The sequence below is a fragment of the Sorangiineae bacterium MSr11367 genome (genome assembly GCA_037157805.1).
Classification (GTDB): domain Bacteria; phylum Myxococcota_A; class Polyangia; order Polyangiales; family Polyangiaceae; genus Pendulispora; species Pendulispora rubella.
On sequence record CP089983.1, the window covers coordinates 13,361,451 to 13,386,069 of the forward strand.

The 24,619-nt window shown below is 65.1% G+C and carries 26 protein-coding genes; 13 read left to right on the forward strand and 13 right to left on the reverse strand.

The features are described from left to right. Positions 1-19: 19 nt before the first annotated feature. From LVJ94_52115 to LVJ94_52125, 3 genes are read left to right on the forward strand one after another with little or no spacing between them, the layout of a single operon-like run. Complete coding sequence (locus tag LVJ94_52115; GenBank protein ID WXB05430.1) at positions 20-1,255, forward strand: PQQ-binding-like beta-propeller repeat protein; 1,236 nt, start codon at positions 20-22, stop codon at positions 1,253-1,255. Between the two features lie 27 nt (positions 1,256-1,282). Further along, positions 1,283-3,076, forward strand: coding sequence for a cyclic nucleotide-binding domain-containing protein (locus LVJ94_52120; protein WXB05431.1), 1,794 nt, complete (start codon positions 1,283-1,285; stop codon positions 3,074-3,076). Next, the gene (locus LVJ94_52125; protein ID WXB05432.1) at positions 3,073-4,401 is read left to right on the forward strand and encodes a serine/threonine protein kinase; all 1,329 of its coding nucleotides are present in this window, start codon (positions 3,073-3,075) and stop codon (positions 4,399-4,401) included. Before LVJ94_52120 ends, LVJ94_52125 begins: the two co-directional genes overlap by 4 nt. Before the next feature lies 1 nt (position 4,402). On the opposite strand, the gene LVJ94_52130 is transcribed toward LVJ94_52125, so the two are convergent. The 3 genes from LVJ94_52130 to LVJ94_52140 are packed head-to-tail and all read right to left on the reverse strand — an operon-like array spanning position 4,403 to position 6,908. Next, complete coding sequence (locus LVJ94_52130; protein ID WXB05433.1) at positions 4,403-5,167, reverse strand: DUF1080 domain-containing protein; 765 nt, start codon at positions 5,165-5,167, stop codon at positions 4,403-4,405. Then, the gene (locus LVJ94_52135; protein ID WXB05434.1) at positions 5,167-6,192 is read right to left on the reverse strand and encodes a hypothetical protein; all 1,026 of its coding nucleotides are present in this window, start codon (positions 6,190-6,192) and stop codon (positions 5,167-5,169) included. Before LVJ94_52135 ends, LVJ94_52130 begins: the two co-directional genes overlap by 1 nt. Next, a complete protein-coding gene (locus LVJ94_52140) occupies positions 6,192-6,908 on the reverse strand; it encodes a hypothetical protein (protein WXB05435.1) in 717 nt (238 codons plus the stop codon). Before LVJ94_52140 ends, LVJ94_52135 begins: the two co-directional genes overlap by 1 nt. A 73-nt stretch (positions 6,909-6,981) precedes the next feature. On the opposite strand from LVJ94_52140, the gene LVJ94_52145 reads away from it, so the two are divergent. Further along, positions 6,982-7,527 (forward strand): CoA pyrophosphatase, encoded by a 546-nt coding sequence (locus LVJ94_52145; GenBank protein ID WXB05436.1) that lies wholly within the window; start codon positions 6,982-6,984, stop codon positions 7,525-7,527. Positions 7,528-7,533: 6 nt separating this feature from the next. Here the strand turns inward: LVJ94_52145 and LVJ94_52150 are convergent, their stop codons facing one another. The 3 genes from LVJ94_52150 to LVJ94_52160 are packed head-to-tail and all read right to left on the reverse strand — an operon-like array spanning position 7,534 to position 9,042. Next, positions 7,534-7,782 carry a peptidoglycan-binding protein gene (locus tag LVJ94_52150; GenBank protein ID WXB05437.1) on the reverse strand — a complete coding sequence of 83 codons (249 nt, stop codon included), beginning with the start codon at positions 7,780-7,782 and terminating at the stop codon, positions 7,534-7,536. Positions 7,783-7,785: 3 nt separating this feature from the next. Beyond that, positions 7,786-8,229 (reverse strand): hypothetical protein, encoded by a 444-nt coding sequence (locus tag LVJ94_52155; protein WXB05438.1) that lies wholly within the window; start codon positions 8,227-8,229, stop codon positions 7,786-7,788. A 54-nt stretch (positions 8,230-8,283) separates the two neighbouring features. Further along, on the reverse strand, positions 8,284-9,042 hold the full coding sequence (locus LVJ94_52160) for a hypothetical protein (GenBank protein WXB05439.1): 759 nt from the start codon (positions 9,040-9,042) through the stop codon (positions 8,284-8,286). A gap of 381 nt (positions 9,043-9,423) precedes the next feature. Between LVJ94_52160 and LVJ94_52165 the strand changes: the two genes are divergently transcribed. Together LVJ94_52165 and LVJ94_52170 are read left to right on the forward strand one after the other, a co-directional pair. Next, positions 9,424-9,918, forward strand: coding sequence for a hypothetical protein (locus LVJ94_52165; GenBank protein WXB05440.1), 495 nt, complete (start codon positions 9,424-9,426; stop codon positions 9,916-9,918). Between the two features lie 33 nt (positions 9,919-9,951). Then, positions 9,952-10,887, forward strand: a complete 936-nt coding sequence (locus LVJ94_52170; protein ID WXB05441.1) for an EcsC family protein — start codon at positions 9,952-9,954, stop codon at positions 10,885-10,887. Here LVJ94_52170 and LVJ94_52175 read toward each other — a convergent pair. Further along, positions 10,790-11,404, reverse strand: a complete 615-nt coding sequence (locus tag LVJ94_52175) for a hypothetical protein (GenBank protein WXB05442.1) — start codon at positions 11,402-11,404, stop codon at positions 10,790-10,792. The genes LVJ94_52170 and LVJ94_52175 overlap by 98 nt on opposite strands. Then, a complete protein-coding gene (locus LVJ94_52180) occupies positions 11,401-12,021 on the reverse strand; it encodes a hypothetical protein (GenBank protein ID WXB05443.1) in 621 nt (206 codons plus the stop codon). Before LVJ94_52180 ends, LVJ94_52175 begins: the two co-directional genes overlap by 4 nt. A 359-nt stretch (positions 12,022-12,380) precedes the next feature. On the opposite strand from LVJ94_52180, the gene groES reads away from it, so the two are divergent. Together groES and groL are read left to right on the forward strand one after the other, a co-directional pair. Continuing rightward, a complete protein-coding gene (gene groES / locus LVJ94_52185; protein ID WXB05444.1) occupies positions 12,381-12,674 on the forward strand; it encodes a co-chaperone GroES in 294 nt (97 codons plus the stop codon). A 47-nt stretch (positions 12,675-12,721) separates the two neighbouring features. Continuing rightward, positions 12,722-14,353, forward strand: a complete 1,632-nt coding sequence (groL, locus tag LVJ94_52190; protein WXB05445.1) for a chaperonin GroEL — start codon at positions 12,722-12,724, stop codon at positions 14,351-14,353. A gap of 69 nt (positions 14,354-14,422) precedes the next feature. Here the strand turns inward: groL and LVJ94_52195 are convergent, their stop codons facing one another. Further along, complete coding sequence (locus LVJ94_52195; GenBank protein ID WXB05446.1) at positions 14,423-14,836, reverse strand: hypothetical protein; 414 nt, start codon at positions 14,834-14,836, stop codon at positions 14,423-14,425. Positions 14,837-14,918: 82 nt separating this feature from the next. After that, positions 14,919-15,416, reverse strand: coding sequence for a mismatch-specific DNA-glycosylase (locus LVJ94_52200; protein ID WXB05447.1), 498 nt, complete (start codon positions 15,414-15,416; stop codon positions 14,919-14,921). Positions 15,417-15,564: 148 nt separating this feature from the next. On the opposite strand from LVJ94_52200, the gene LVJ94_52205 reads away from it, so the two are divergent. The 3 genes from LVJ94_52205 (at position 15,565) to LVJ94_52215 (ending at position 17,655) form a co-directional block, all read left to right on the forward strand. Beyond that, positions 15,565-15,954, forward strand: a complete 390-nt coding sequence (locus LVJ94_52205; GenBank protein ID WXB05448.1) for a hypothetical protein — start codon at positions 15,565-15,567, stop codon at positions 15,952-15,954. 124 nt (positions 15,955-16,078) lie between these two features. Continuing rightward, positions 16,079-16,747, forward strand: a complete 669-nt coding sequence (locus LVJ94_52210) for a hypothetical protein (GenBank protein WXB05449.1) — start codon at positions 16,079-16,081, stop codon at positions 16,745-16,747. Beyond that, the gene (locus tag LVJ94_52215; GenBank protein WXB05450.1) at positions 16,744-17,655 is read left to right on the forward strand and encodes a hypothetical protein; all 912 of its coding nucleotides are present in this window, start codon (positions 16,744-16,746) and stop codon (positions 17,653-17,655) included. The genes LVJ94_52210 and LVJ94_52215 overlap by 4 nt, the downstream gene beginning before the upstream one ends. Here the strand turns inward: LVJ94_52215 and LVJ94_52220 are convergent. Beyond that, the gene (locus tag LVJ94_52220) at positions 17,615-18,703 is read right to left on the reverse strand and encodes an SUMF1/EgtB/PvdO family nonheme iron enzyme (GenBank protein ID WXB05451.1); all 1,089 of its coding nucleotides are present in this window, start codon (positions 18,701-18,703) and stop codon (positions 17,615-17,617) included. The two genes, LVJ94_52215 and LVJ94_52220, sit on opposite strands and share 41 nt — an antisense overlap. Positions 18,704-18,739: 36 nt before the next feature. On the opposite strand from LVJ94_52220, the gene LVJ94_52225 reads away from it, so the two are divergent. Further along, on the forward strand, positions 18,740-19,717 hold the full coding sequence (locus LVJ94_52225; GenBank protein WXB05452.1) for a phosphodiester glycosidase family protein: 978 nt from the start codon (positions 18,740-18,742) through the stop codon (positions 19,715-19,717). An 86-nt stretch (positions 19,718-19,803) separates the two neighbouring features. Continuing rightward, positions 19,804-22,017 (forward strand): PQQ-dependent sugar dehydrogenase, encoded by a 2,214-nt coding sequence (locus tag LVJ94_52230; GenBank protein ID WXB05453.1) that lies wholly within the window; start codon positions 19,804-19,806, stop codon positions 22,015-22,017. A 3-nt stretch (positions 22,018-22,020) separates the two neighbouring features. Here the strand turns inward: LVJ94_52230 and LVJ94_52235 are convergent, their stop codons facing one another. Together LVJ94_52235 and LVJ94_52240 are read right to left on the reverse strand one after the other, a co-directional pair. Next, positions 22,021-23,373, reverse strand: a complete 1,353-nt coding sequence (locus LVJ94_52235; GenBank protein WXB05454.1) for a hypothetical protein — start codon at positions 23,371-23,373, stop codon at positions 22,021-22,023. A gap of 46 nt (positions 23,374-23,419) precedes the next feature. After that, a complete protein-coding gene (locus tag LVJ94_52240; protein ID WXB05455.1) occupies positions 23,420-24,562 on the reverse strand; it encodes a hypothetical protein in 1,143 nt (380 codons plus the stop codon). Between the last annotated feature and the right edge of the window lie 57 nt (positions 24,563-24,619).

Genomic DNA, 24,619 nt, shown 5'->3' on the forward strand with positions numbered 1-24,619 from the left:
GCTTTCCGCCGTTCCTCTCATGCTGATGGTCACCTTGGTGACCACACTCGTGCTCGTGCGCCTTCGCCGCGTCGGCACGGGGAGTGCGACCGCGCCAACGAAGGCGTCGCAGGCCGCCGACGCCTCGCTCGATGAGGGGCACTCGCTGCAGGCTGTGCCGCTTTCCGCGGCAACGGCGCGGGTGCCGGAACAGACCGCGCGCATGCACCACGGCGATGCACGTCGCACGCACCGCGCGCATGGGCATGGCCCGGTCGAACCGAAGGTCGTGTGGAAGACGCCGGTCGGTGGACCCATCCAGGCGCAGGTCGTCGCATCGGCGGATGAATCGACGCTGTACGTCGCCTCCCTCGGCGGAACACTGACCGCCCTTGGCCGCGACGGCCGCATCGCGTGGAAGGTCGACCTGAACGGACGCGTGTACAGTACACCTTGCGTCGGCAACGACGGGTCCGTGTACGTCGGCAGCGACGCCCGAACCTTCTACGCCGTGTCACCGACCGGCACCGTGCGCTGGAAGCTCGACACCGAGTCCGACGCCGACACCGGGCCGGCCCTCGCCCCCAATGGCACGATCGTCTTTGCCTCGGGCCGCACCGTCTACGCGGTAGGCTCCGCGGGGAGCATCGCCTGGCGCTTCCGGGCCAAGGGAAAAGTGTTCACCGCCCCTGCCGTCGCCGAGGATGGAACCATCTACGTGGGCGCCCAGGATCACCGTGCGTACGCACTGGCGCCAAACGGTACAGTCCGCTGGTCCGTCGATCTCGGGGCCGATGTCGACGGGGCACCGGCCATCGGGGACGACGGCGCCGTGTACTTCGGGACGGACGCCGACGAGATCGTGCGGCTTGGCGTCAAAGGAGAAATCGTCTGGCGGGCCCGCGTGGGCGGCTACGTGCGCGGTGGTCTTTCGATCGGTCGAGATGGTGACGTGCTCGCGGGCGTCTACGGGCCGTTGCCGCGTCAGGTGCGTGTGGCGGCGGCCAGCGGCAAGCTGCTCGGAGCCTTCGACGTGGCGGGGACGGGCGCGCGCGACTTCGGGGTCCACGGCGGCGCCTTGGAGGATGACGATGGCACCCTCTATTTCGGTGGACAGGACGATGCGGCCTACGCGGTGGACCGCTCTGGTAAACCACGCTGGCGTTTTGTAACGGGAGCGGACGTGGATGCACCGCTCACGCTGCTGCGGGACGGGTCGCTCGTCGTCCCATCCGATGATGGAATGGTGTACCTACTTGCCGCCCCTGCGCATTAGCGCGTATCAGAAGGTAACGTGTCAGTCATGGACGGCATCCCGCCTGCCGCAAAAACCGACGCGGAGGACGTCGTTTGGGCCCTCCAGACGGCCGACGCTCTCTGGAAGCGGCACGAGAGGGTCGACGCCATCGTGTGGTTGCGAAGGGCAGCGCAAGCCGCTGCCGAATCGCACAACGATGATCGGGCCCTGAGCCTCGCGCGATCGGCTGCCGAGCTTTCGGAGTTCATTGCCCGCAATCCGTCACCACCTCGCCAGGCGAGCCGCCCCGAAACGGACGAGCTCGCGGCCGAGGAGGTAGAGCCCATTCAGTTCGACGACGAGGTGGTCACCAACTCCCGCGTGGCGAGCGCCCGGTCGCTTGCGGCCATCAGCGGAGAAGTGCTCGTCCCCGCCGAGCTGCGCGCGGCCACCGTGTCTCATCCCAGCGCCCCTGCAAGCGGGTTCGGGGTGAACAATGCGAACAATCCAGGCGCTTCCCAAGAACGCGAGCGCCTGGAGTTACCAAAGCGCGTGGGCACGCCATCGTCGACGCAGCGTCGGGCCGCACCGCCTCCTCTTCCTCCGCGCCGACCGCCGCCGCCGCCTCCCCCTCCGGTCCTCCCGCGTTTGCCGGAGCCGACCATCAATGTCGAGGAAGAGGAGCTTCTGCCAAGCGCCAACTTGAAGCTGATCGAGGACGAGGACGAGGAGATCGAGTCCGTCCCGACGCAAGAAGCACCGCGCCGTCCGGCCGCGTTCCAGCCCGCGCTGGTTCCCTCGTTGGAGCCGGAACCCGAGTCGGAGGCGGAGCCCGCCCCTTCCTCCGCGCTGACCTTCCTGCCGGCACCCGTACCGGAGACGGAGTCCGAGCCCGAGGCGGAGCCAGAGCCCGACCCGGACCTGCCGACGGACGCTGCGGTGTTCGACAGCGTGACGCAGAAGATCAAGGCCGACCTGCGCGCACTCGACGTGTCGGCGCGCCGCTCGGTGGCCGATGACAACGTGCCACCGCCATCGCCGGCCATCCCCGCGGCCTCGTTGCCGCCCGCTCCATCGTTGCCCTCGGGGCCGGAGCTCGCGGTGGCCGAAACGGCGCCCCCGCCGATCGATCTGTCGTCGCTGGAGGCATTTGCCGATTTGCCCGACGATGCGCGCGAGGCCTTTGCGGCCGCGGCCTACGTTCACGAGCTTCACGCGGACGACGAGGCCGCCGGCTTCGCCCTGGCCGTCGTCATCGACGGCGAAGTCGATGTATGCGCAACCATCGCCGAAGCCTCGGGCGAACGCCTCGGTGCGGGGGCCGTGCTCCGGATGCGCGGCTCGGTGGGGCCCGACGTACCGGCACGCTTCGTGTGCGCGTCGGAGCGCGCCAAGGTGGCCACGTGGAACATCGACGCCGTCGAGGAAGCATTCCGCACGTGCCCATGGGTCGAGAACGATCTGTGCGCCGCCGCGAACCGCACGCACGCGCTCGTGGGCGCGACGATGGGGCCTCTCGGCGAGCGTCTCGATGCGATGCTTCGCAAGCAGATCACGGACCGCCTCGACGTGCGCCCGCTCGAACCGGGTGACGTGCTGGTCGCGAAAGGCCAGCCCGTACCCGGTGTGGTGCTGGTGGGCACCGGTTACTTGGAAGTGGTGCGCGACGATGGCACCGTCATCGAACGCATTTCGGCGGGCCAGTTCCTCTTCTCGAGTTCGATCCTGGGAGGCGGCGCCGCACCTGCAACGGCGCGCGCTTCGTCGGAAGGCACCATCGTTCTCTTTGGCGAGCGCATGGTGGCGCACGAACTGCTGCTCACGTGTCCTCCCCTGCTCGAAGTTTTGGCGGGGATGTGAGCGATCCGGAATCGCGTGATTCGGGAACCCTCGAGGTGGAGCGCCGGGTGTCGTTCGCCGGCGTTGCCCTCGAGTCGCTGAAGCCAGGCATCGTCCTGATGCAAAAGTACAGGATCGAGAGCATCCTCGGTCGTGGCGGAATGGGCGTGGTGGTGGCCGCATTGAACCTCGCCATCGACCAGCGGGTGGCGCTCAAGTTTCTGACGTCGGAGAGCCAGCGCAGTCCGAGCTCGGTCGAGCGCTTCACGCGCGAGGCGAGGGCCGCGGGCAAGCTCAGAAGCGAGCACGTTGCGAAGGTGATCGATGTGGGGCGCGTCGATTTCGGCTCGCCCTACATCGTGATGGAGCTCCTCGAGGGCAACGACTTGAAGCAGCTGATCGCCGACGACGGGCCGTTGCCGGTTCCGCGCGCCGTCGACTACCTTCTCCAAGCGATCGACGCGGTCGCCGAGGCGCACAAGCACGGCATCGTGCACCGCGACTTGAAGCCGGCGAATCTCTTTCTGACGAAGCGTGAATCGGGCGAGCCGATCATCAAGCTATTGGACTTCGGGATTTCCAAGTTCCAAGACGTGACCGACGATCCCGATCGCCCCGGCATCACGGTGACGTCGGCCTTTCTCGGCTCGCCCGCCTACGCATCGCCCGAACAGTGTCGCTCGCCGAAGTACGTGGATGCGCGAAGCGATATCTGGTCCCTTGGTGCGGTACTCTACGAGCTGCTCACGGGACGTCGTCCCTTTCGGGGCGGCTCCGAGGCCGAGGTTTTCGCTGCGGTGCTGGAGCACGATCCTGCTCCGATGCGATCGCTGCGGCCGGAGATCCCCTCGGCACTCGAGGCGGTGGTCTCCCGTTGCTTGCGCAAGAAGCCCGAGGAGCGCTTTCCCTCGGTGGCCGATCTCGCCGTCGCCCTGACCCCCCTCGGTACCGGCCAATGGACCTCGTGCGCCGAGCGCGCGGTGAGCCTTCTCGGCCAAGATACGACGAGCATCGACAGGGGACGCCGCTCATCGCGCCGTCGGCTTCTCATCCTCGGCGCGCTGCTTCTCGCCGGCGCCGGCGGCGCCATCGTATCCATGCGTCACCGCACGCAGGCTCCCCCCGAGCCCAAGCCCGTCGCCTCGGAGCCTGCACCCTCGACGTCCGCAGCCCTCCCCGTCGCAACGATCCGTGCGCCCGCGCCCCCTTCCGCCACGGCGCCTGCCGTGCCGTCGACAAAGCCGACGACGAAGCCCACCACCTCGACATCGGGCCGCGCCCGATCGCCCGACGGCGGAAAGAAGGAGCCCCCCTCAGTGGGCAGCCTTCTCGAAACGCGTCAGTGAGCTATTTCAAATCGAGAACGACGTTGTCGTGGCGAACGATCACGTTGACGTTCTGTTCCTTCACCCAAAAGATGCCCACGCTCAGCCAAACCTCGGACTTGGGCCACGGGCCCTCGAGGTTCGTATCGACGGTGGTCGTACCATCGAGGGCTATGGTGAGATGGCGCTTCTCGACATCGACATGAATGTCGTAGTGCTGCCATTTGCCCGCTACGGGTTGGGGGCCGGTGAAGGGCGAGTTTGCATAGCCCGCCGTGCCTAGATACTCCGACACCTCGCCGGAGTTGGTGGTCACTTTGAACTCGAGGCTGTGGTGATTCGCAGTGTCCGGTGCGAAGTCGAGGTGCGCGATGGACGCGTTTACGGGGCTGACGGGGCCCTTTTCGATGAAGAGCTCGAACGAGAGACGGAGCTCCTTCGGCAGCAAGCCTTGAAATTTCCGGACCATCACCGAGCGTTCGTCTGCCGGGGCCGAAACTTCGGATAGAAGCGCGAATGGCGGGGACACGACATTCGTCTCATCGACCGTGAGTCGGTTTGGCGAGTCCGATACTCGGGTGAAGTCTTCGTAAAACAACTTCCCGTCGTCGAAGTCGCGGCAGAACGTGACGGGGGCTGGCAACTTCTGACAGAAGCTCGGTGGCGGCGGAGGCGCATCCACGCCGGCGTCCTTCGATAGGGCGGGAAGATCCTTTACGTCCAACAATGACGAGCAGGCCAGGGCACTGACCGCGGTCGTCCCAAGGACTGCCCACTTCGCCCGCACTAGAACGTTCCCTTGGCCGTGAGCCATGCGCTGCCCGAGCGCGGATCGGCCGAGGGGACCACTTGCCATCGGGTTTGCGACGGCGTCGAGGAACGGGGGGCGGTGAACCAGAGGATGCCGGCCCCCACCAGGGCGGCGCCGCCGGCGATGAAGGCCACCGTGGAGATGGCTCCCTCGGTTTTCACGTCGCGACCCTGTTCGATGGCGTCGTCGGGGCATCCGTCGGGGGTGCACTTGTCCTTGGCATCGGACCAGTTCGAGATCGCCTTCAGCCCGAACACCGTACCGACCCCAAGGCCCACCACGCCCACGCCGGCCGCCACCACCGCCAGCGTCTTCCGCCCCGACCACGCGTTCTCGCGGCCCGATTCCGAGGGGGGAGGCGCCTGCTCCTGCTTCACCGGCAGCGGCGTCACGATCGGCGGTTGCTCCACCGGCGCTTCTCCCGCCGCCGCACGCTGCAAGGACGACGCGGGGATCACCACCTCGATGCTCTTGCTGGGCGCCACCGTCACGTGGGTCGACCATAGCGGCTTGTCGCCCAGCACCACCTCCAGCGCGTGCTCACCCGGATCGATCGGCACCGCCGCGCCCAGCACCGTGCGGTCCACGGTCAAGCCGTCGCGATGAACGATGGCACCTGCCGGCAAGCTCTCCGCCTTGATGGTCAGCCGCGCCAGCTGCTGCGAAAGCACACGTGCCCGCTCGCGCGCGTACTCCTGCCGCTCGCGTTGCTGCGCGCGCATCGCCAGCTCTGCGGCCTCCACGTAGCGCGCCCACGCACTCGCGGTCTGCCCGGTCTGCTCGTAGCAATGGGCCAGGTTCAGCACCGTGCCCACCTTCGGATCGATGCGGTGGCTGCTCTCGAACTTCGCGCACGCATCGGCGTAGCGCCCTTGCTTCATCAAGCCTTTGGCGTCGTCGAAAAGCGCCTGCGCCGTCACCGTATCGGGTTGCTGCGCATTCGCCGGCTGCGTTGCCAAAAGCCCCACGGCCGCCACCAAAGCGCACACACCTCGGCGCATCAGAACTTCACCACGTGGCCGTCGCCGAAGGCGGTCTGCGGCGCGTTGGGGTCGATGTCCCAATGCAGCTCTTCATTCCCTTCGGCGCCGGCGAAACGCAGACCGAACCACTTCGCATCGGGCGCGATCGATGGCCGCCCGTTTCCGTAATAGCGCGGGAACTTGATGCGGAATGCCTGCCGCCACACCGTGGTGTACGGGAAATACGTCCGCTCCAGCGCGCCCGGCTTGGGGATCAACTCGATGTTCACCGGTGCCGTCTCGTTGCCTTGGTCGTCGATGAGACGCACGATCCACGCGCTGTTCGGCTTCGTCAGATCCGTCCAGCGCCGGTTGCTGCCGTAGAGCGCGATGTAGAACGAATGCGTCTCCCGCGTCTCGTTCAGCGTCGTCTCCAGGAGCGTGCGCCGCTGGTCGACCGTGAGGCGGAAGTCCTGCGCGTAGCGGATGACGTACGCCCAGCGGAAGTCCCACGACTGGTACGTGGCGGTCACCGTGAGCAGGTCGTCCAGCTCCGAGAGCACGATGAGGCTGGCGTTGCGCGTCCAGCGCTTGAGCACCTGCGGATAGTCCGACGCGACGTATTCGCGGGTGCCCGGCCCCATGGCCACCTTGGGATCGCCGCAGCCGGGCGCCACCCCAAGGGTCATGAGAATGCCCGCCGCCATGCCGAACGCCGCCCGCCGCTTCATGCCGAGCGATGCTACTACTTGCATCGCCTACCCGATGTTAGATTCCTACGATCTCCCCACCGTTCGAGAGCGACTTGCCCGGCATCCCCACGGTCCCATGAATGCCGAAACCGAGGGTCGCATGGCGGCCGTCGCGGCCATTTTGCGTGACGGGCCCGACGGCGAAGACGCGGAAATCCTGCTGATTCGGCGCGCCGAGCGGCTGCGGGATCCGTGGTCGGGCCACATGGCCTTTCCCGGGGGTCGCCGCGAAGTGGTGGATCGCACCATCGTGGACACGGCCATCCGCGAGACGCGCGAGGAGGTCGGTCTCGACCTCGCCGCGCACGGCACCGTGCTTCATCGCCTTCCCAACCGCGCCGCCACCGCGCGGGGCAAGATCACCGATCTCACGGTGGCGGCCTTCGTCTTCGAGCTCCCGCGCGCCGAAACGAACCTCACGAACCTGGTGTCCAACGTCGAAGTCGCCGAGGCCATCTGGACGCCTCTCGGTCCGCTGGCGCGTGGGGAAACGGTGACGACGTTCGAGTACCTGCACGAGGACACCATGCTGACCTTCCCCGGTTACCGCGTGGGGGAGCGCGTCGTTTGGGGTCTCACGTGGCGTATGCTGCAGGCGCTCTTCACGGCGCTGCACGAGTAGCTACGGCTACGCGACAGACGCCGCCGTCTGCAGGGCGCTGAGCAGCTCGCGCCGTGAGTTGGGCCCGATGAGGCCATCGGCGGCGATGCCCACCGATTCCTGAAAGGACTTCAGCGCGGCGCGTGTCTTGGGACCGTCGAGGCCATCGACCTCGCCCGGATCGAAGCTGAGGAAACTGAGCGCGGTCTGAACGCCCGCGGTCGTGGCGAGATCGATGCGACCGAACTTCTCGGACTCGTGAATGGTGTCGCTCATGGCTTACTCCTTCTTGTCCGTGATCTGCGCGATCTTCCCGGCCGAATCCCAGCAGAATCGGCTGTCGTGCTTCGTCGCCCCCGCGGTGCTTTCCACGTTGTAGCACTGCAGGGTGCCGAGCTTTTCCGACTTGGTGACCTTCGGATCCTTGAGCCCCAACGTCGCGATGGGGTTGGCCTGCACGGTCTTGCCGCCGTGCTTCGTGAGCGCCTTCTTCGTGCCGGCAGGCGTGCCGTCGAGTCCCGCGAGAAACTCCTTCATCTCGGGGCTGGTCTCGACTTCCGCGGGCGCGGGTGGTGGGGTTGGCGGCGGAGGCTCGGGCGCGGGCGGCGGCGCCACGGGCGCGCTCGATGCCGTCGTCGTCGATGCCTTGGGTTTCTCTTCTTCCTTCGAGCACGCCATCAACGTCAGAGCGCACAACGCAAGAAGCGGTACGAATGATCGCATGGAGATCCCTCCCGGAGGTGAGTACGTCTAGACCGGTACGCTTAGAACGTACGCCTAGTACTCGACGTTCAAAACGCCGAACGAACCGATGATGTACGGATTGGGTACGTTCTGCGGTTCGCGCCGCTCACGGCAGAGGATGACGTAATCGGTCTCCCACGCGAAGGACATGTGCTTCGAGATTCGCACCGCGACGCCGGCACCGAACTGGGTCGCGAACTCCTGGTTGCGCGGAGTAAACGGCTGCAAATCCGGGTCGTAGCGCCACTCGCCCGCCCCGACGTGCACGAACGGCACGAGCGGTCCGGTTCCGACAGTGACGCGACCGATGAGCATGCGGCTCGAGCGTGTCAGGCGAATCTGATCCGAAGGCACCGCCCCTCGACCCACCAGGGAGATGGCCCCCTTCCAGTCGCGCGCGATGAGTGACAGCCTCAGCGCGGGCTGAAACGCACTCTTCTTGGGATCGTGTTCGTTCGATGTCCCCTTGTCGACGCCGGCGGGCGTCCCCATGGTTCCGACGTGTGCAAATTCGAGTGTACCCGCTCGAACCAATCCGTCCCGAACGGCGGGATCGCGCGATGGAAACATCGCTTCGAGCTCGACCAGGGAGGGCGCTCGTAGTCGCGTGGTGACATCGCTCGGCGTGTTGGTGCCGCGCGTTTGTGTCGACTGGTAAAAGAGGTGGACGCCTTGATCGATCAGCTTGCCTAGATCGAATCCGCGGCCGAGATCCCCCGGTTCAGCTCGCGCCTCGCTGGCGACGGTGCTGAGGCCGAGTATGGCTGCTGCCATGGCAACGATGCAGCGCATCCTCTTTACAGTAGCAGGTGATCTTGTTGCGTCATCGCGACGACTGCGCAAAAAACGTAGTCGGCACGAGGCGTTATCTCGGGACATCGTTCTACGATCTCGTTCAGCAAGCCACATGCCCGTACTGCCATTGACGCGGTGAGCGAGTGCTCCGCACAACGGGCTTCGTGCGGAAGGGGAATGCGGTGCAAGATCGCGCCCGACGAGCGCGTGGCGATTTTCCCCGTGTCACAGAGAGATACATGGCCAGCGTGGCTGCGCCGGAGCTCGGAAACGGGATCGGGAAAGACGGATCGTCCGACCCCCAGTGTGTTCGCCTCTCATTCGGCGATATAAGGCTTCTATGTAGGTATTGGCGTGCGTCTTGCTGCCTCTACGGGCATGACAAGCCAGGTCCATCCGCCGCGCCCTTGTGACGTGTTGCTCGTGGCGGAGCATGGCACCCGCTGGGCTCGATGGATGAGCGGACTCGCCGATGCAGGGGTGTCGCTTGCTGTCATCATCCAGCGCTCGCACGAGTCGCCGTCGAACTTTGCCCAGCGCGTGCGCGAACGCACCGCCGCGCTGGCCTTGGTGAAGCGGCTTCCGCCCACGGTCTTCTTCGTGGCATCGCGCCGCATCGACGAGCACAGCGAGCGCGCTCGCGCCACCCTCGCACGCACGCTCGTGCAGACGCTCGCGCGTGCGGCGCGCCCTCAAGGAAAGCTGCTGCTTGCGGCTGACCGCAGCACTACCCATGAAACCATCGTCGATATGAAGCGCATCGCGGCCAGCGAGGCGCTCCACCTCGGTCGCACGGTTCGCGTCGCCTCGGCGCATGCGGAGCGAGGGTCGTTCTTGCCGACGCCTCCCGAGCTCCCTCTTCCGGCTGCTTGAAGTTTCGTCCCCCTCCAACGAATCGAGAACGCCGTGAACTCACCGCACGATTTCCCGCCTCCCTCGGGATCGCAGCTCACGCCCTACGAACAGTCCGCGCTCGACGACGTCGTCGCTGCGTCGCTGTCGCCGTACCGAACGCCGATCTCGACGTTGGTGCACGTGCTGAACGGACCCGTGTCGGACTCCGAGCCCGACATGATGGCCCGCGGCATATGGCGCTTCCTCGCGGCCGCCACCGACTTGGCGTCGCGCACCGTCCCGAGCGAGCGGCTGCGTGACCTGCGCCGTCTGGCCATGCGGCCGATGCGTTCGGTCGCGGACATCGCACGGCTCGATCTGTGGGAGGTCGACGAGACGGCGCGATGGCTCGAGTCGAAGTACGCGATCATGGGGGCGCTGCTCGGGATCGGCACCGCGGGTTTCGGGCTTCGCGGGCTCATGGTCGGCAAGCCGCTCGTGACGTGGCTCGCGATGCGCCAGATCAGCGAGTATGGCCGGCGCTACGGGTTCGACCTGAGCGATCCGCACGAGCGCACCTTCGCGACGCAGATCTTCGTCGCGTCGCTGTGCCCGCGCTTGTTGCCGCGCGATGCGGGGCCGGACCATCTATCGGCGGTGACGAACGCGGCGAAGCGCGTCTCACGGTTTGCCGGCGTCTTCGACATGGTCCGCGGCGCGGTTCGCAAGGTGCTGCAGTCGAAGAAGGTGCGCGCGAGCCCGGTCGTCATGGCCATCGGCGCGGCCGTGTACAATGCCTGGTTCATGCGCGGTGTGGCCCGCACCGCGGCCATCGCCTACCGAGAGCGCTTCATCGCGCGCAAGTACCACGTGCCGGTGGCCGCACTCGAGTCCTTCGAGCAATTGCCCCCTACGAGGCCGTCGCGAAGCGAAGTTTGTCCGCCTGTCCCATACGAAAGAAGCGACGAAGCTCGTCCCGCATCGGCAAAAGTCGGCGTGGCGCGATGAATTCGCGTTCGAGCCGCCGCGCGAACTTGGCCGCGGTGGCATTCGCGACGCGGTAGCGATCTCCAGGCTCGCTGCCCGGCGCGTGCTGGAAGCGAACATGCTCGTACAAGCGCTCGCGCAGCGACTCGCTGTGCGCCACGGACGGCGTCCCGGCGAGCAGCACGACGTATTTGTCGATCTCGGCCTGGAGCTCGAGCTCGAGTTGCGTCGTCCCGCGGTTCACACGCGCCCGCTCTGCGACGTAGACGAAGTGGCTCACGCCCTCGATCAGCTGGCAGAGCGCATCGAGCGATGACGTCAATGAGGGCAGGTGCAGCGCGATCTCGAGCACGCCGTCTTCGCCCTGCCGAAGGCGCAAGGACTCGCGCTCGCCTTCGCACACCGGCTGCACGAACGCGTGCACGTCGGGTCCGTCCTCGATCTGGTAAAGGCGCTCCAGTGCGCGCTGCACCGTACGCGCGAGTGCCCGTTCCCTCACCAGATCGACGCCGTTGCCAACGAGCTGCCGCTCGCTCACTGAAGAACCCCTTTGGGGCCGCGCGTGGGCACGAGCCCTTGGGAGCTGAGAGCCTGGGCGAGCTTGCCGCTGCCCGTCTTGAGCCAGCGCTCGTACAACTTGAGGAGGCCCTTCGACCCCGCCGCGCCCTTGGCAATCGTATCGTCGGCGACCTCGCCGATGATGGTCACCAAGGTCGCGAACTTGTCGGACAGCTCGCCGAAGATGTCCGGCGGCGCGTCCTTCTTGGTGTCGGTGGCCGCCGGGCCTCGGTGGAGCATCGAGCTCGCCGTTCCGTAGGCGGTCTTCCCGATGCCGATGAGGTAGCTCTGCTCCACACCGCGCGCCTCGAAGTGGTCTCCGAAAAATCCACTCGCGTAGAGCACCCCGTCCCCCAGCGTGCGCAGCCGCTCGAACCGTTCGGCGGGCGCCGCCGTGTGCAGAGCTTCGTCGAGGAGGAACGCCAGAGGCCGATCCATGGTCTCCTCGGCGCGGCCATCCGGCCTGGCGAAGTCCGCGAGCAGCCCGACGACGTAGGTCGTCGCACCCGCGGTGACGGTTACCCCCCGTGTCCGAATCGCCTCTTCTACGATCTGGTGGAAGAAGCCCGAGATGGAAACGGTTGCCACGATGGACATACCTGAAAGCTAACTTCCGCCAAGAAGTCGTGCCATTTCATGGTGATGCGCATGGTCGAGACTTCTAGCGGAAACAAGCACTCGCCGGGGTAGTGTGACAGCTCACACTGTGTTACACATGGCGACACCGACGGGCCCAGCGGCTCATCCCCAAATGTACTTGAATCTCAGGCATGTAGCGCATTTTTGGGGGCCCACTCATTTCGAGCCGCATGGACCTTGACCCAATGGGGAGCGCGATTATCTTGCGCGCGGCCCGTTAGCACTCACCTCAGACGAGTGCCAGCAATCGACCGGCCCAGCAGTTTCGGCGGGGTAGGTGTAGCCCCCGTCTACCTGAAACACCAACGGAGATCATCATGTCGAACATTCGTCCGCTCCAGGATCGCATTCTCATCAAGCGCGTGAAGGAAGAAGAGAAGACCAAGGGCGGGATCATCATCCCGGACACCGCCAAAGAGAAGCCGATTGAGGGCGAGGTGGTCGCGGTGGGCAACGGCAAGCGTCTCGACGACGGCAAGCTGCAGCCCCTCGACGTGAAGGTTGGCGACCGCGTGCTCTTCGGCAAGTACAGCGGCACCGAGGTCAAGATCGACGGCGAAGACCGCCTCATCATCCGCGAGGACGACGTCCTCGGCGTGATCGAGAAGTGACCGCGGGTTCACCGAAAATTCTCTGAAAAGATACGAAGAGGCTAAAAATGGCAGCGAAAGAAATCGTTTACACCGAGCAGGCGCGGAACCTCATTCTCGCGGGCGTCAACGCACTCGCGGACGCGGTGAAGGTGACCCTCGGACCGAAGGGGCGCAACGTCGTCATCGAGAAGAGCTTCGGCTCGCCGACGGTGACCAAGGACGGCGTCACGGTTGCGAAGGAAATCGAGCTCGAGAACCGCTTCGAGAACATGGGCGCGCAGATGGTCCGTGAAGTCGCTTCGAAGACGAGCGACGTGGCCGGCGACGGCACCACCACGGCCACCGTGCTCGCGCAAGCGATCTACCGCGAGGGCAGCAAGCTCGTCGCCGCGGGCCACAACCCGATGGAGATCAAGCGCGGCATCGACAAGGCGGTCGAGGCGATCGTCGACGCGCTCAAGAAGCAGGCGAAGCAGACCAAGGATCCGAAAGAGATCGCCCAGGTCGGCGCCATCAGCGCGAACGGCGACAAGGAAATCGGCGACAAGCTCGCCGAGGCCATGGAGAAGGTCGGCAAGGAAGGCGTCATCACCGTCGAGGAGAGCCGCACCGCCGAGACGACGCTCGACGTCGTGGAAGGCATGCAGTTCGACCGCGGCTACCTCTCGCCGTACTTCGTCACGGATCCGGAGCGCATGGAAGCGGTCCTCGACGATCCGTACATCCTCATCAGCGAGAAGAAGATCTCCAACATGAAGGATCTTCTCCCCGTTCTCGAGGCGATTGCCCGTCAGCAGAAGCCGCTCGTCATCCTCTCCGAGGACATCGAGGGCGAGGCTCTCGCGACGCTCGTCGTCAACAAGCTCCGTGGCACGCTCCATTGCGCCGCCGCCAAGGCCCCCGGCTTCGGCGATCGCCGCAAGGAGATGCTCAAGGACATCGCGACCCTCACCGGCGGTCAGGTCATCGCGGAAGATCTCGGCCTCAAGCTCGAGAACGTCACCATCAGTGACCTCGGCCGCGCCAAGCGCGTCACGCTCGACAAGGACAACACGACCATCGTCGACGGCGCCGGCAACAAGGACAAGATCAAGGGCCGTATCGCCGAGATCCGTGGCCAGATCGAGAACACCACGTCCGACTACGACCGCGAGAAGCTCCAGGAGCGCCTCGCCAAGCTGGTTGGCGGCGTTGCGGTGGTCAAGGTCGGCGCTGCGACCGAGACCGAGATGAAGGAGAAGAAGGCCCGCGTCGAAGACGCGCTCCACGCGACCCGCGCGGCCGTGGAAGAGGGCATCGTGGCCGGCGGCGGCGTGCCGCTCGTTCGCGCCCAGGCCATCCTCGACGGCATCAAGGTGAGCGACGAGCAGAAGTTCGGCGTGAACATCATCCGTCGCGCCATCGAGGAGCCCCTCCGCCAGATCGTGGCGAACGCGGGCCTCGAAGGCTCGATCGTCGTGCAGAAGGTCAAGGAAGGCAAAGACGACTTCGGCTACAACGCCGCGACCGACACGTACGGCAACCTCCTCTCCGAGGGTGTCATCGATCCGGTCAAGGTCGTCCGCACCGCGCTGCAGAACGCGGCCTCCGTTGCGAGCCTCATGCTCACGACCGAGTGCCTCGTTGCCGAGCGTCCGAAGGAGGAGAAGGCTCCGGCGGGCGGCGGTCACGCGGGTCACGGCCACGGCGACTTCTGATCGAAGTCTGACGTGAACTGAAAAAAAGAGAGCCCCTGGCGGTCACCGCTCGGGGCTTTTCTTTTTTGTCTAAACCACGCTCTCGGGAGGAAGGGAAAGCGTCAGGGCTTCGACCTTCGGGAGTGCCCGGCGCAGGCGGGCGTGCACCAACTCGGGCGCGAAAGGAGCGTCGAACCACACGACGAGGACGTAGAGCGCCGCGAACGATTCGCCGACGTAGAGATCATCGCCGTTGCGGCTCTCGATGGAGAGGTGCATCCCGCGGCGCATCTCCTTGGCATGTGGCGCGATCTCTACGTGGTAGAAGCGGTCCGCCGCGTAGTCTTCCGCGGCGCCCGCATGACGGCCTTTCGCACAGGCCACGCACCAGAGGCCGTTGCCTTCGTCGACGACGGCGGCCGCCCTCCCGCGGCAGGCGCCCGCGAGATCGGACAGGCAATCGTGGAGCAATTGCCACCCAGGATCGCGATGACCGACCAGCATGGCGTGGATCGTACGTTCGTTCTCGGCGGGAGGGCAGGACCGAATCGGATGAGCATCGAGCAATCGCCCGCTTGTGCTCGGGTCATTCGAGCGCCCGCGCGACACCGCGATAGAGCTCGAGCATGTCGGCGTAGCTGTAATGCGCATTTCGCCCGCTGGGATTGGGCAACACGAATACGCGCGCACGGCCCAAGCCTTCCGCTTGCTCGCCGCAAGCGATGGGGCCCCGTGTGCCTCGAAATGCGCGGTAGGCGGTCACGCCCACGAAGACGACGGACTTGGGCTTCCAGTGCGCAATCTTCTGCGCCAATGCAAGACGACCCTCGGCAAAGTCTTCGCGTGTGACGTCTTTCACGCCCGCCGTCACGCGCGAAACCACGTTCGTGATGCCAATGCCGAGCGTGAGAAGCTCGCGTTGTTCGCTGGGCACGAACCGCCTCGGCGTGAAACCGCTCTCGTGCAGCAAGCGCCAAAAGCCGTTCGCGGGATTGGCGAAGTGATGCCCTGCCCGCGCGGATGCAAACCCCGGGTTGATGCCCACGAACAAGACATCGAGCTCGTGCGCGATGACATCCGGCAAGGGGTCGCCATGAGAGGCCGAAGCGGGAACTGGCGGAGGCATTCGAGACAGCCGTACCGTCCGTGTACCAGCACGAACGCGGGGTGTACCAGTGATCTTTCCGCGCTCGTGCGCCAATTCTCGCTGAAAATCGTGTGATTCCTGCGCGATGTCGTCGGCACGTCGGCTGCAATACCCCGCGCCAGGTTTCATGGACGACGCAGAACGCACCTCGCTTCCCCCGGCCCCCGCCAAGGAACAGCCGGAGATCACCCTCAAGATACGCCGGACGACGACATGGGGCGGACGGCCGTGGTTCGTCACCCTGGCCGGTTACGTCATTGGCCTCGTCGCGGCTGCGGCGGGCGTGGTCTTCTTCATCACGGGGAACGATGCCGCCGTGCGCGCGGAACTCGCCGAGCGCGGCCTCTGGGACGTCAAGGTCACCTTGCAAGGGCCGTTTGCCTATCGTTTCTCCGGAAAGAAGCGCGCGGCCTCGTGCACGGGCTCCGTTTCGCGGACACCCTTCTCGACGACCGTGACCGAGAATTGCCAATAGCGCAACGCTCATTGGGTTGCGCAGATTCGTGCCGCTTGTGAAGCGCATTGCACAATCGTCTCCGGCGAAATAGCCGATACTCCGTATTTCTCGCATGGAATGACGCGTGCTCCGGCAAGCACGTATGCGGTTCCTTATCGTTCCCATTGCATTCGTTTCTCTTTCGCTTTTGACACCGGGGCGTGCCTCCGCCGCCGATCCGGTCTTCCCCGGTGCACACCATGGCTCGGTGGGCGTTGCGACGGGGGTTCCTTTCGTCGGCATGGGCGAGCTGGCCTATGCGCCCACGGAGGGATTTGCCATCGGGGCCATCGTCGGCATCACGCCGTTCGTATTCGGCGCCGGTCTGCGTCCGCGCGTGGGGCTTCCGCTCGATGCCTCGGGCACCCGTGTGTCGCTGGTCACGCCGCTCCTCTATTACCCCACGGGCGAAGGCTTTTTCGGCAGTGGTCCCCCGTGGTTTCTCGCGCAGCCGGGCCTTCGTCTCGAGCGCCGCTTCGGTGAGTCGTTCTATGCGCAGGTCGGGGCAGGGGCCATTGCGGCACTGGGGCTTCCCTCGCGCGACGAGCGCGGTGAGATGGTCGTCACGTACAACAATCGACGCGTCGTGGAGCGCGATACCCCATGGGGTATCTGGAACACCGTAGGCGCAGGCGGTGCCATCTCCGTGTTCGACCGAACCACCGTATTCGCCGACGCGATGCTCATCTTGCGCGGAGTCCGCCCCGCGGGGTCCGAGTGGATCGGCGGCCCGCCCTTCGCGTTCACCCTCGGCGTCGTGCGGGCCCTGTGAAGGCGCTTCGTGCGCTCGTTCTCGCCGCGGCGGCCTGCGGCCCTATCACGTCGGGCACCGAGGGCGACAAGCCTCCGGTGGACCCCTTCAAGGAGCTGCTCATCGTGGACGAGACCGTGATGACCCACCCCGTGTTCGCCTTCGAGCACGTGATGGATCGCCTCGGCCTGGAGCCCGACGACACGCTGGGAGGCGCCATGCGCCCGCTGGCCGTGGCCAACCGCATCGATCTCTCGGAGCAAGCCGCCGGTGCGGGCGAAGGCCGCCTCGTTTTCGGCGCCGCCGATCGGCCCGTCACGCTCATTCTCGAGTTTCGTCTCCCCGGGTCACGAGCGGAATGGGCGGCTCGATGGCATGCCCTCGGCGCGCACCCATCGTTCGATGCAGACTACATGAAAAGCCTTTCCGCGCTCATCGACGACTTCGTCCGCCCCGAGCACCTAGCGCAAGTGCGCCTTCAGGATGCCCGCTCCGATCCTCCGGTAGTGCGCGAGTTCCACATCGACCCATCGTCCGCGTCCCCTCGTTTGATGCCGGCCGGTCTACGGCGCACGCCGGCGCACGCGATGGACGGAAGCACGGCCCTTCGCGATTTCGTCTCCGCGCACCGCCAGGCCATCCTCGAGGATCGCTACGAGCTTCCCACGGACATGCTGGCCGATCGCATCGAGCTCGGAGCGGGCCCGTGGACCCTGCCTGGGATCGACGAGCCTCTGCGCCACGCTTTCGCGGCGGGGACCTGCGACGGTTGCCACGGCCAGGAAAATGCCACCCTCGATGGCCGATTCCATATTTCACCCTACCGCCAAGGCCCCGCGAAGCTCTCCCGCTTCCTCTTCGATCCGGAACACCGCGAGGTCGACGAGCTCACCCGCCGTGCCGCTCTTTTGCAGAGCTACTTGGAGTGACGCTCTTACAGCAGCGAAACCCGAGGTGGTAATTCACATGGTACGCACTGTCGATCGGCTCCACGTGCCAGCGTGGGTCGAAGTTGCAATGATCCGGGTAGGCGTCTCGCTTGTTGGGCGTGGAGGCCGGAGGGGGCTCGCGCGGTTCCTTCGCGAGCTCGTTGTAGTACCAGGCGCTCCCTTTGAGTTGCGTCACCACGTGATCGCCTTGGTGGCGCATCATCACCTCGGCCACATTGCCGTGTTGGTCGAAGACCCCGAAGCGTGAACGGCAACGTGGGTACGAGCCCGAGGGCTCCGTTTCCGTGGCGCAGGTGGCCCACGCCGTCTTCGCATCGCGCACGATGCACGTGCGGATGTGCCCTTTCTGATCGTTGCACACGTCGAGGTCGAGCTTCGAGCCGTAGGCGTAGCGCCAGTCTTCGCCGCCCTCGGGATCGCCGCGGCAGGCCATGTTCCACTCGGTGTCCGAGCACAGACGCTTGCCCTGCAGCTCGCACACCTTCTTCGCCGAGGTGGGCGGCGCCCACACGAAGGGAAGCTCGCACGCCTTGTTCGGAAACTCGAACACGTCGATGCAGAACGACGGCGCTTTTCCCTTTTTCCAAATCGGCACCATGTTCTCCGCGCCGCACGTCGCGTGCTGCTTTTCGGTTTGAAGGGTGATGCCACGGAGGCCCGCGAGGCACTGCTCGCGTGAAATGAGATGGCTCGCGATGGCCTTGTTGCCTTGGTTCATCCGGCTCGGGCCATCGGTGCCGATTTCGCTGCGCAGAAAGCGGTCCGGCTGGATGTGCCGCTTCTCCGCCGGCGTGAGGCGCCGGAGGTCGAACAAGGCGAGCAGCTCGTCCTGCGTCTCGCGATGGAGCTGCATGGGATCCGATGCGCCAGTGGTGGCGTCTTCCGCAGTGGCGTCCGTCCCCGCATCGCCGGCATCCGCGATCGCTTCCGCGTCGACCGGCACCTCCGGCGGTGCACCTTGCGGGGCGGGTGTGCGCCGGCACGATGCAAAAAGGATCATCACCGCCAACACCCGCGCTCTGCGCATGTCCTATTATCGGGCGCCTTCACAGGGAGGTGTACCGTGAAATACCTAATCATCCCCGCCCTCGTCGCCGTTGGCCTTGCGTCGGCTGGGACCGCTGCCGCGGAAGACACCTGGACGGATCCGTTTCCCGGCGTTCGCCACCTGCATCGGGTGACGACGGAGCCGAATCAAAATATCCATGTACTGGAGGTCGACCTCTGCCAAGACGGTATTTCGTTCCGTGCGACGAAGTTCGATGAGCGCGGGCAGCGCACGTCCGACTTTGGCTCTTCGGTGGAGGCCCAAGCCGCCGTCAACGGTGACTTCTTCGTGTCAGGCTTCGGTCTGGAACGAGGAATCGCCGTGGGCGATGGTGAGCCGTGGCCGCCGTCGAACATCCCGGACGACCCGAGCACGGGCCAAGTGGCCATTGGTGAAAACCGCCTGGAGCTCATTCCCGATTGGGTCGTTCAGGAAACGGAGGATTGGATGCACGAGGTCGTGGGCGGCAGGCCCACGGTGCTCCGCGAAGGGGCCATTCCCGATACCTCGGGCCATGCGACGTTGTGCAAACGCAATCCGCGCACGGCCATCGGGTTGTCCGAGGATCGGCGCACGCTCTTCATCGCGGTGGTCGATGGCCGTGCGACCACGCGCGTGGGCATGACGTGCACCGAGCTGGGGGAGCTCATGCAAGACCTCGGTGCCCACGACGCGCTCAATCTGGATGGCGGCGGCTCCTCGACCATGTGGCTCGAAGGCGAAGGCGTGCTCAATTATCCAACGGACGGGCGTGAGCGCACCGTGGGCAACCACCTGGCGCTGATGGCCAGCGGCGAAGGCCCCGCGCAGGCCTGTCCTGTGGCGCGCGCCAAACGCGTGTCGCTCCGCAGCGGTACGATCGAGGCTGCTACGGATGGCGCGCCGTCGGGCAGTGGATGTGCGATGGCGCGCGGCTCGAGTTGGACGACCGGCACGGGCATCATGATGGTGGCGCTGTTCGCGGCACGACGGCTTCGGCGTTTGCGCCGATAGAGAACGCTTCTGCTTGGTGGAAATATCCGTCGAGACACTAATGTAAATATCCACCACGACCGGAGGTCGCGTATACAACGGATGTGATGCATGCCCTTCGGCGCCTGACACCCGCGGCCATCTTGCTCGTGGCCGCGGGCGCCACCGACTGCTCCAGTTCTTCCTCTTCTTCGCCCGATGCGGGAGGCCTTCCCGGTCCCTTCGGGCTCGATGCGCGCCCGTCGAACACGACGTGCTTGGCCCCGGACCGACCCGCGGGGACCATCAAGCTCACCAGGGCCTTTCCCGACCTCGACTTCGAGCTTCCGCTGTTCATGGTGCAAGCACCTGGCGACGCGAGCAAATGGTACGTCGTGGAGCAGGGATTGGACGGTGGGCCGGCTGCGTCCATTCAGGTATTCGACAATCGGCAAGACGTCGCCGCCAAAAAGGATTTCATTCGATTCGAGCCCAACGAGGTCACCTCGGGTTTACCCTCCAACGAGGGCGGGCTATTGGGATTTGCCTTCGATCCCAATTATGCCATCAATCGCACGGCGTACCTCTCGTACACCACGCACAGCGCTTCCAGCCCCGTCGATATGAAGTCGGTGGTCAGGCGCATCAAGCGCAAGGAGAACGTGAACGAGCTGGATCGCACCACGGAGCGGACTTTGGTGTCCCCCGAGGGCAAGCCGCTCGATTTCGATGCGCCGGCGATCGAACACAAGAACTCGGCGATGGTGTTCGACAAGCAGGGTTATCTCTACATTGGATTCGGCGACGGCGGCGAAGAGAGCGGTGAGAAAGGCCAGGATACGAAAGGCTTCTTCTCCAAGATTCTCCGCATCAAGCCCACCGATACCGAGCAGTACCTCATCCCCGACGACAATCCCTGGGCCCACAATACCAACGGCGATCTCAAGGAGATGTGGGCCCGTGGTTTTCGCAATCCGTGGCGATTCAGCTTCGATCGTGAAACCGGCGTGCTCTGGGCGGGCGACGTGGGGGACGATACGTACGAGGAGATCGACAAGATCGAGGGCGGGGGGAATTACGGGTGGCGCATCAAAGAAGGCTCACACTGCACGGGTAGATACCCTTGCCCGCAGCCGGGGCTGGTCGATCCGTATGCCGAATACAAGCATGGCAATGGGGACCGCGGCATCATTGGCGGGTACGTGTACCGCGGGAAGAACATCCCGTTTCTCGTGGGGTCGTACGTCTTCGCGGATCTGTCGTCGGGCCGCATTTCGCGGATGAACATGGAGACCCGGGCCATCGAAGACTTGGCCATGGCGGGCTTCAACGTGTCTTCGCTCGCCGAAGGTGCGGACGGTGAGCTCTACGTCATCGATTATTTGCACGGGCAGCTTTTCCGCATCGACGCCGCGCCGGGCGGCTCGCAGCCGTTTCCGCAGACGCTGTCCGCGACAGGGTGCGTGAACGCGTCGAATCCGAAGGAGCCCGCGGCGGGCCTCGTTCCCTTCGACGTCAATGCGCCGCTCTGGTCGGACGGGGCGAGCAAAAAGCGGTGGTTGGCCATCCCCGACGGTTCGAAGATCACCGTGCAGCAAGACGGCGATTGGGACTTTCCCAATGGCACCGTGCTGATGAAGCAATTTGCCTTGGGGGACAAGCTCGTCGAAACGCGGCTCTTCGTCCGACACCAAGATGGTGATTGGGCCGGTTACACGTACGAGTGGAACGATACGCAGTCGGATGCGACGTTGCTGCCGGCCATCAAGACGAAGACCGTCGGCACGCAGGAATGGACCATTCCGGGTCGCACGCACTGCCTGCAGTGCCACACGGCGGCGGCCGGCCGCTCCTTGGGGCTGGAGAATGCGCAGCTCAATGGCGACATGTTCTATCCGAGCACGCAGCGAACGGCGAACCAGCTCGCCACCCTCGAGCACATTGGCATGTTCGCCGCGCCGCTCGGCGAGATGGCTTCACTTCCGCGCTACCCGCGGCCCGATGGCACCGAGAACATCGAACTTCGCGCGCGCGCCTATTTGCATATCAATTGCTCCCATTGCCATCGTCCCGAGGGCGGCGGCGTCGGTCCCATGGACTTCCGCTTTTCGCAAACCGCCGGCGCCGCCGGGTTTTGCAACGCCGAGCCCTTCTCCGGGGACCTGGACATTCGAGGCGCCAAGCTGCTCATCCCGGGCGATCCGTCGAAGTCCATCGTCTCGCTGCGCATGCACGCGACGGATTTGGGCATCCGCATGCCACCGCTGGCCACCCAGGTCGTTCACACGGAGGGCACGAAGCTCATCGACGGCTGGATCACATCGATGAGCACGTGCCCGTGAGGATCACGGCGAAGTGACTGAGACGTTGCGGCTCTTCGCGGAAGTTCCGAGATTGTACTGCCCGCCAATGTACCGCGCGGCATCGAGCACGGGGTCGGCATCCGGTGGTCGATTGGCTCGCTGGCTGCACTGCACGTTGATCGTGTATTGGAATCTACGCGCGATGGGAACGCCCACCGCCGACAGATCGGGCATCGTGAACCGAGACGTAAGCGTCGTCAGGCTAATTGCCCAAGAAACTCCCTTGAAGAACACGTTTACGGTGCATGCGCCTTCGCCGCCTTCCCATGCGATTTCGGAACCTACGCCAAAGTCCGCTGCGCCGTCGGCCGGCGAGATGATCTTCGGAGCGACGGGAATATCGACATCCGGGACGGACCCGTCCGTCGAAATGGGGACGATGACACTCGAGCTTGCGCCCTCGAATCCAAGTCCGGGCCCATAGACCCGATACTGGAGCGCCCAGGAGGCCCCCGGAACCTCGGGCACGACGAACTCCGCGGGGACCGCGTGACTAGGATGATCCAAATTGACGATGTCGTACTGGCCACCGAAGTGAACGAGCAAATACGTCTCGTAACCGCTTACCCCTGGCGGCGGCCGAGCGACACCCGTAACCGTCGACGTCGTGGTGATTGGCAAGTATGTCGGCTTGAAGGTCGTCGTCTCTCGATTCGACGGTAAGAGGCGCATCGGAGAGAACGCGTAACCGAGGTAGCGTGTGGGTGGCCCAGACGTCGACGTGTCATGCTCCAACGAGAAAAACCTGCCCGTGAGAGCAGGGGTCGGTCCGGCCCAATAGAGCGATGTGTCGACTGCATCGGGTGGGGCGCTCGGGGCCAGGATGTTTCTCGTGGAGCCATCGTCCCCTACCGTGAAAGACCGCCGTCGCGAATTCGTCGACGTCGCTTCGGAGTAGTCGAGATGAATCGGTGCGCGGTTGTACCAGCCATTGGCATAACTCTGAATCGTGGGGTTTCGGGTCGTTAGGCCATAATAAACTTCCCCCTGGCCATCGATCCCGCACTGCAGATCGTACTTCGGCGGCAGGTTTCGCAGCACGAAGCGCCCCCATGCGTCGGTCTTGATGATGACGTCGCCGCTGGCAATGGTCGCGCCGGGGACCGGTCCGCCCAGGCGACCCTGAACCACGCCCACCACGTCGTTGGGGCCGGGTGGTGGATCGATGGGAGGGGCCTCGGTGGGGGGGGATTCATTCCCGGAGGGCTTTCCGGCTGGGGTTTTCGTGGCTGGATCACGGTCGCTGGAAGCCCCATCGTCGTGGGCCGAGCAGCCGGCGAGGAGGAGGGCTCCGCCCAATGCGAGTGTCGTCCGTGTGATGTTCGAGAACGTCATGGCGCGATTTCCGAGGTTGATGAGCATGTACCTGAGCGTCGAGCGGTCAGCGGGCCGTGACGACGAAGTTGCGGGCATACCCTGAGGTCCCGGCGGGGCTCCCGAGGTAGTAGTCCGTGAAATCCAGCACCGGATCATCGCTCGGCGCGCGGTTGGATCGGCGATGGCACCACACGAAAATGCGGTATTGCCGGCCGTGTTCGAGTGGCATGCCCGCGGCCGAAAGATCAGGCATCGTGAGATGGGATTCGAGCGTGGTGAAGCTGACGGAGTGCTTGTAGTCGGTATCACCCATGCTCACGGTGCACGCGCCTTCGCCTTGCCATACGATTTCGGAGCCGACGCCGAAGTCCGTGGTACCCTCGGCGGGCGAAATGATTCGAGGCGGTGCTGGCAGGTCAACTTCCGGCACCGAGCCGTCCGCGCCAACGGGTACGATCATGGCCGAGCGCGCGCCACCACTCGAGTCGGGCGCTCCTGTTGTATAGGCCTCGTACTCGATCGCCCACGAGGCTCCTGCGATCTCGGGCACGATGAACTGCTCGGGTTGCGTGTAAATCGAGTGGGTCCGGTCGAGGATGGAGTAAAGGCCGCCAAAGCTAAGTCGCAAGTAGCTATTGTAAATCGTCGTTCCGGGAGCGGCTCTCGCGACGCCCGTGATCGTCGTCGTCTTTGCAATGGGCGAATAGATGGGGTGGAAGTTGGCTTTCTGGTCCGGCAATAGACGCATAGGCGCGGTCGCGATACCGAGATAATGTGGCGGCCCGTACCGATTTGGTCTCTCGTATTCCAGGGACAGGAACGTCCCCGTCAGCTCGGATGTCGGCCCCGCCCAGAAGATCGTCGAATCCAAGGTGTTGGGGCCCATTGCCCCATAAAAGATCTCTTCCGTGCCGAGGTCGTCGCGCACGGCAAAGGTGATGCGCTCGGAGCCGATCGTCGTGGCGTCGGAATAGTCGATATGAACGGGGGTGGTATTGAACCACCCATCGTTTCTGTGATTCTGAATCGTCGGCCTTCGTGTCGTGAGACCATGAAAGATTTGGGCTCGACCGTCTTGCGTGGACATCAGGTCATACTTCGGTGGAACGTTTCGCAGAACGAAACGACCCCACGTATCGGTCGTGGTGACGATTTCGCCGCTCGAGATGGTCGCGCCGGCGACCGGCCCATCCCTTCGCGTTCGCACCAGGCCCACGACGTCGTCCGGACCTGGCGGTGGTTGGATAGGCGGCGCCTCGCCTCT

Bases quoted from the DNA above. Each gene is read 5' to 3' on its own strand.
- LVJ94_52115 (WXB05430.1), top strand. From the start codon at position 20: ATGCTGATGGTCACCTTGGTGACCACACTCGTGCTCGTGCGCCTTCGC.
- LVJ94_52120 (WXB05431.1), top strand. From the start codon at position 1,283: ATGGACGGCATCCCGCCTGCCGCAAAAACCGACGCGGAGGACGTCGTT.
- LVJ94_52135 (WXB05434.1), bottom strand. From the start codon at position 6,192: ATGCGCCGAGGTGTGTGCGCTTTGGTGGCGGCCGTGGGGCTTTTGGCA.
- LVJ94_52140 (WXB05435.1), bottom strand. From the start codon at position 6,908: ATGCAAGTAGTAGCATCGCTCGGCATGAAGCGGCGGGCGGCGTTCGGC.
- LVJ94_52145 (WXB05436.1), top strand. From the start codon at position 6,982: ATGAATGCCGAAACCGAGGGTCGCATGGCGGCCGTCGCGGCCATTTTG.
- LVJ94_52150 (WXB05437.1), bottom strand. From the start codon at position 7,782: ATGAGCGACACCATTCACGAGTCCGAGAAGTTCGGTCGCATCGATCTC.
- LVJ94_52155 (WXB05438.1), bottom strand. From the start codon at position 8,229: ATGCGATCATTCGTACCGCTTCTTGCGTTGTGCGCTCTGACGTTGATG.
- LVJ94_52160 (WXB05439.1), bottom strand. From the start codon at position 9,042: ATGCGCTGCATCGTTGCCATGGCAGCAGCCATACTCGGCCTCAGCACC.
- LVJ94_52165 (WXB05440.1), top strand. From the start codon at position 9,424: ATGACAAGCCAGGTCCATCCGCCGCGCCCTTGTGACGTGTTGCTCGTG.
- LVJ94_52180 (WXB05443.1), bottom strand. From the start codon at position 12,021: ATGTCCATCGTGGCAACCGTTTCCATCTCGGGCTTCTTCCACCAGATC.
- groES (WXB05444.1), top strand. From the start codon at position 12,381: ATGTCGAACATTCGTCCGCTCCAGGATCGCATTCTCATCAAGCGCGTG.
- groL (WXB05445.1), top strand. From the start codon at position 12,722: ATGGCAGCGAAAGAAATCGTTTACACCGAGCAGGCGCGGAACCTCATT.
- LVJ94_52195 (WXB05446.1), bottom strand. From the start codon at position 14,836: ATGCTGGTCGGTCATCGCGATCCTGGGTGGCAATTGCTCCACGATTGC.
- LVJ94_52205 (WXB05448.1), top strand. From the start codon at position 15,565: ATGTCGTCGGCACGTCGGCTGCAATACCCCGCGCCAGGTTTCATGGAC.
- LVJ94_52210 (WXB05449.1), top strand. From the start codon at position 16,079: ATGCGGTTCCTTATCGTTCCCATTGCATTCGTTTCTCTTTCGCTTTTG.
- LVJ94_52220 (WXB05451.1), bottom strand. From the start codon at position 18,703: ATGCGCAGAGCGCGGGTGTTGGCGGTGATGATCCTTTTTGCATCGTGC.
- LVJ94_52230 (WXB05453.1), top strand. From the start codon at position 19,804: ATGCATGCCCTTCGGCGCCTGACACCCGCGGCCATCTTGCTCGTGGCC.
- LVJ94_52235 (WXB05454.1), bottom strand. From the start codon at position 23,373: ATGACGTTCTCGAACATCACACGGACGACACTCGCATTGGGCGGAGCC.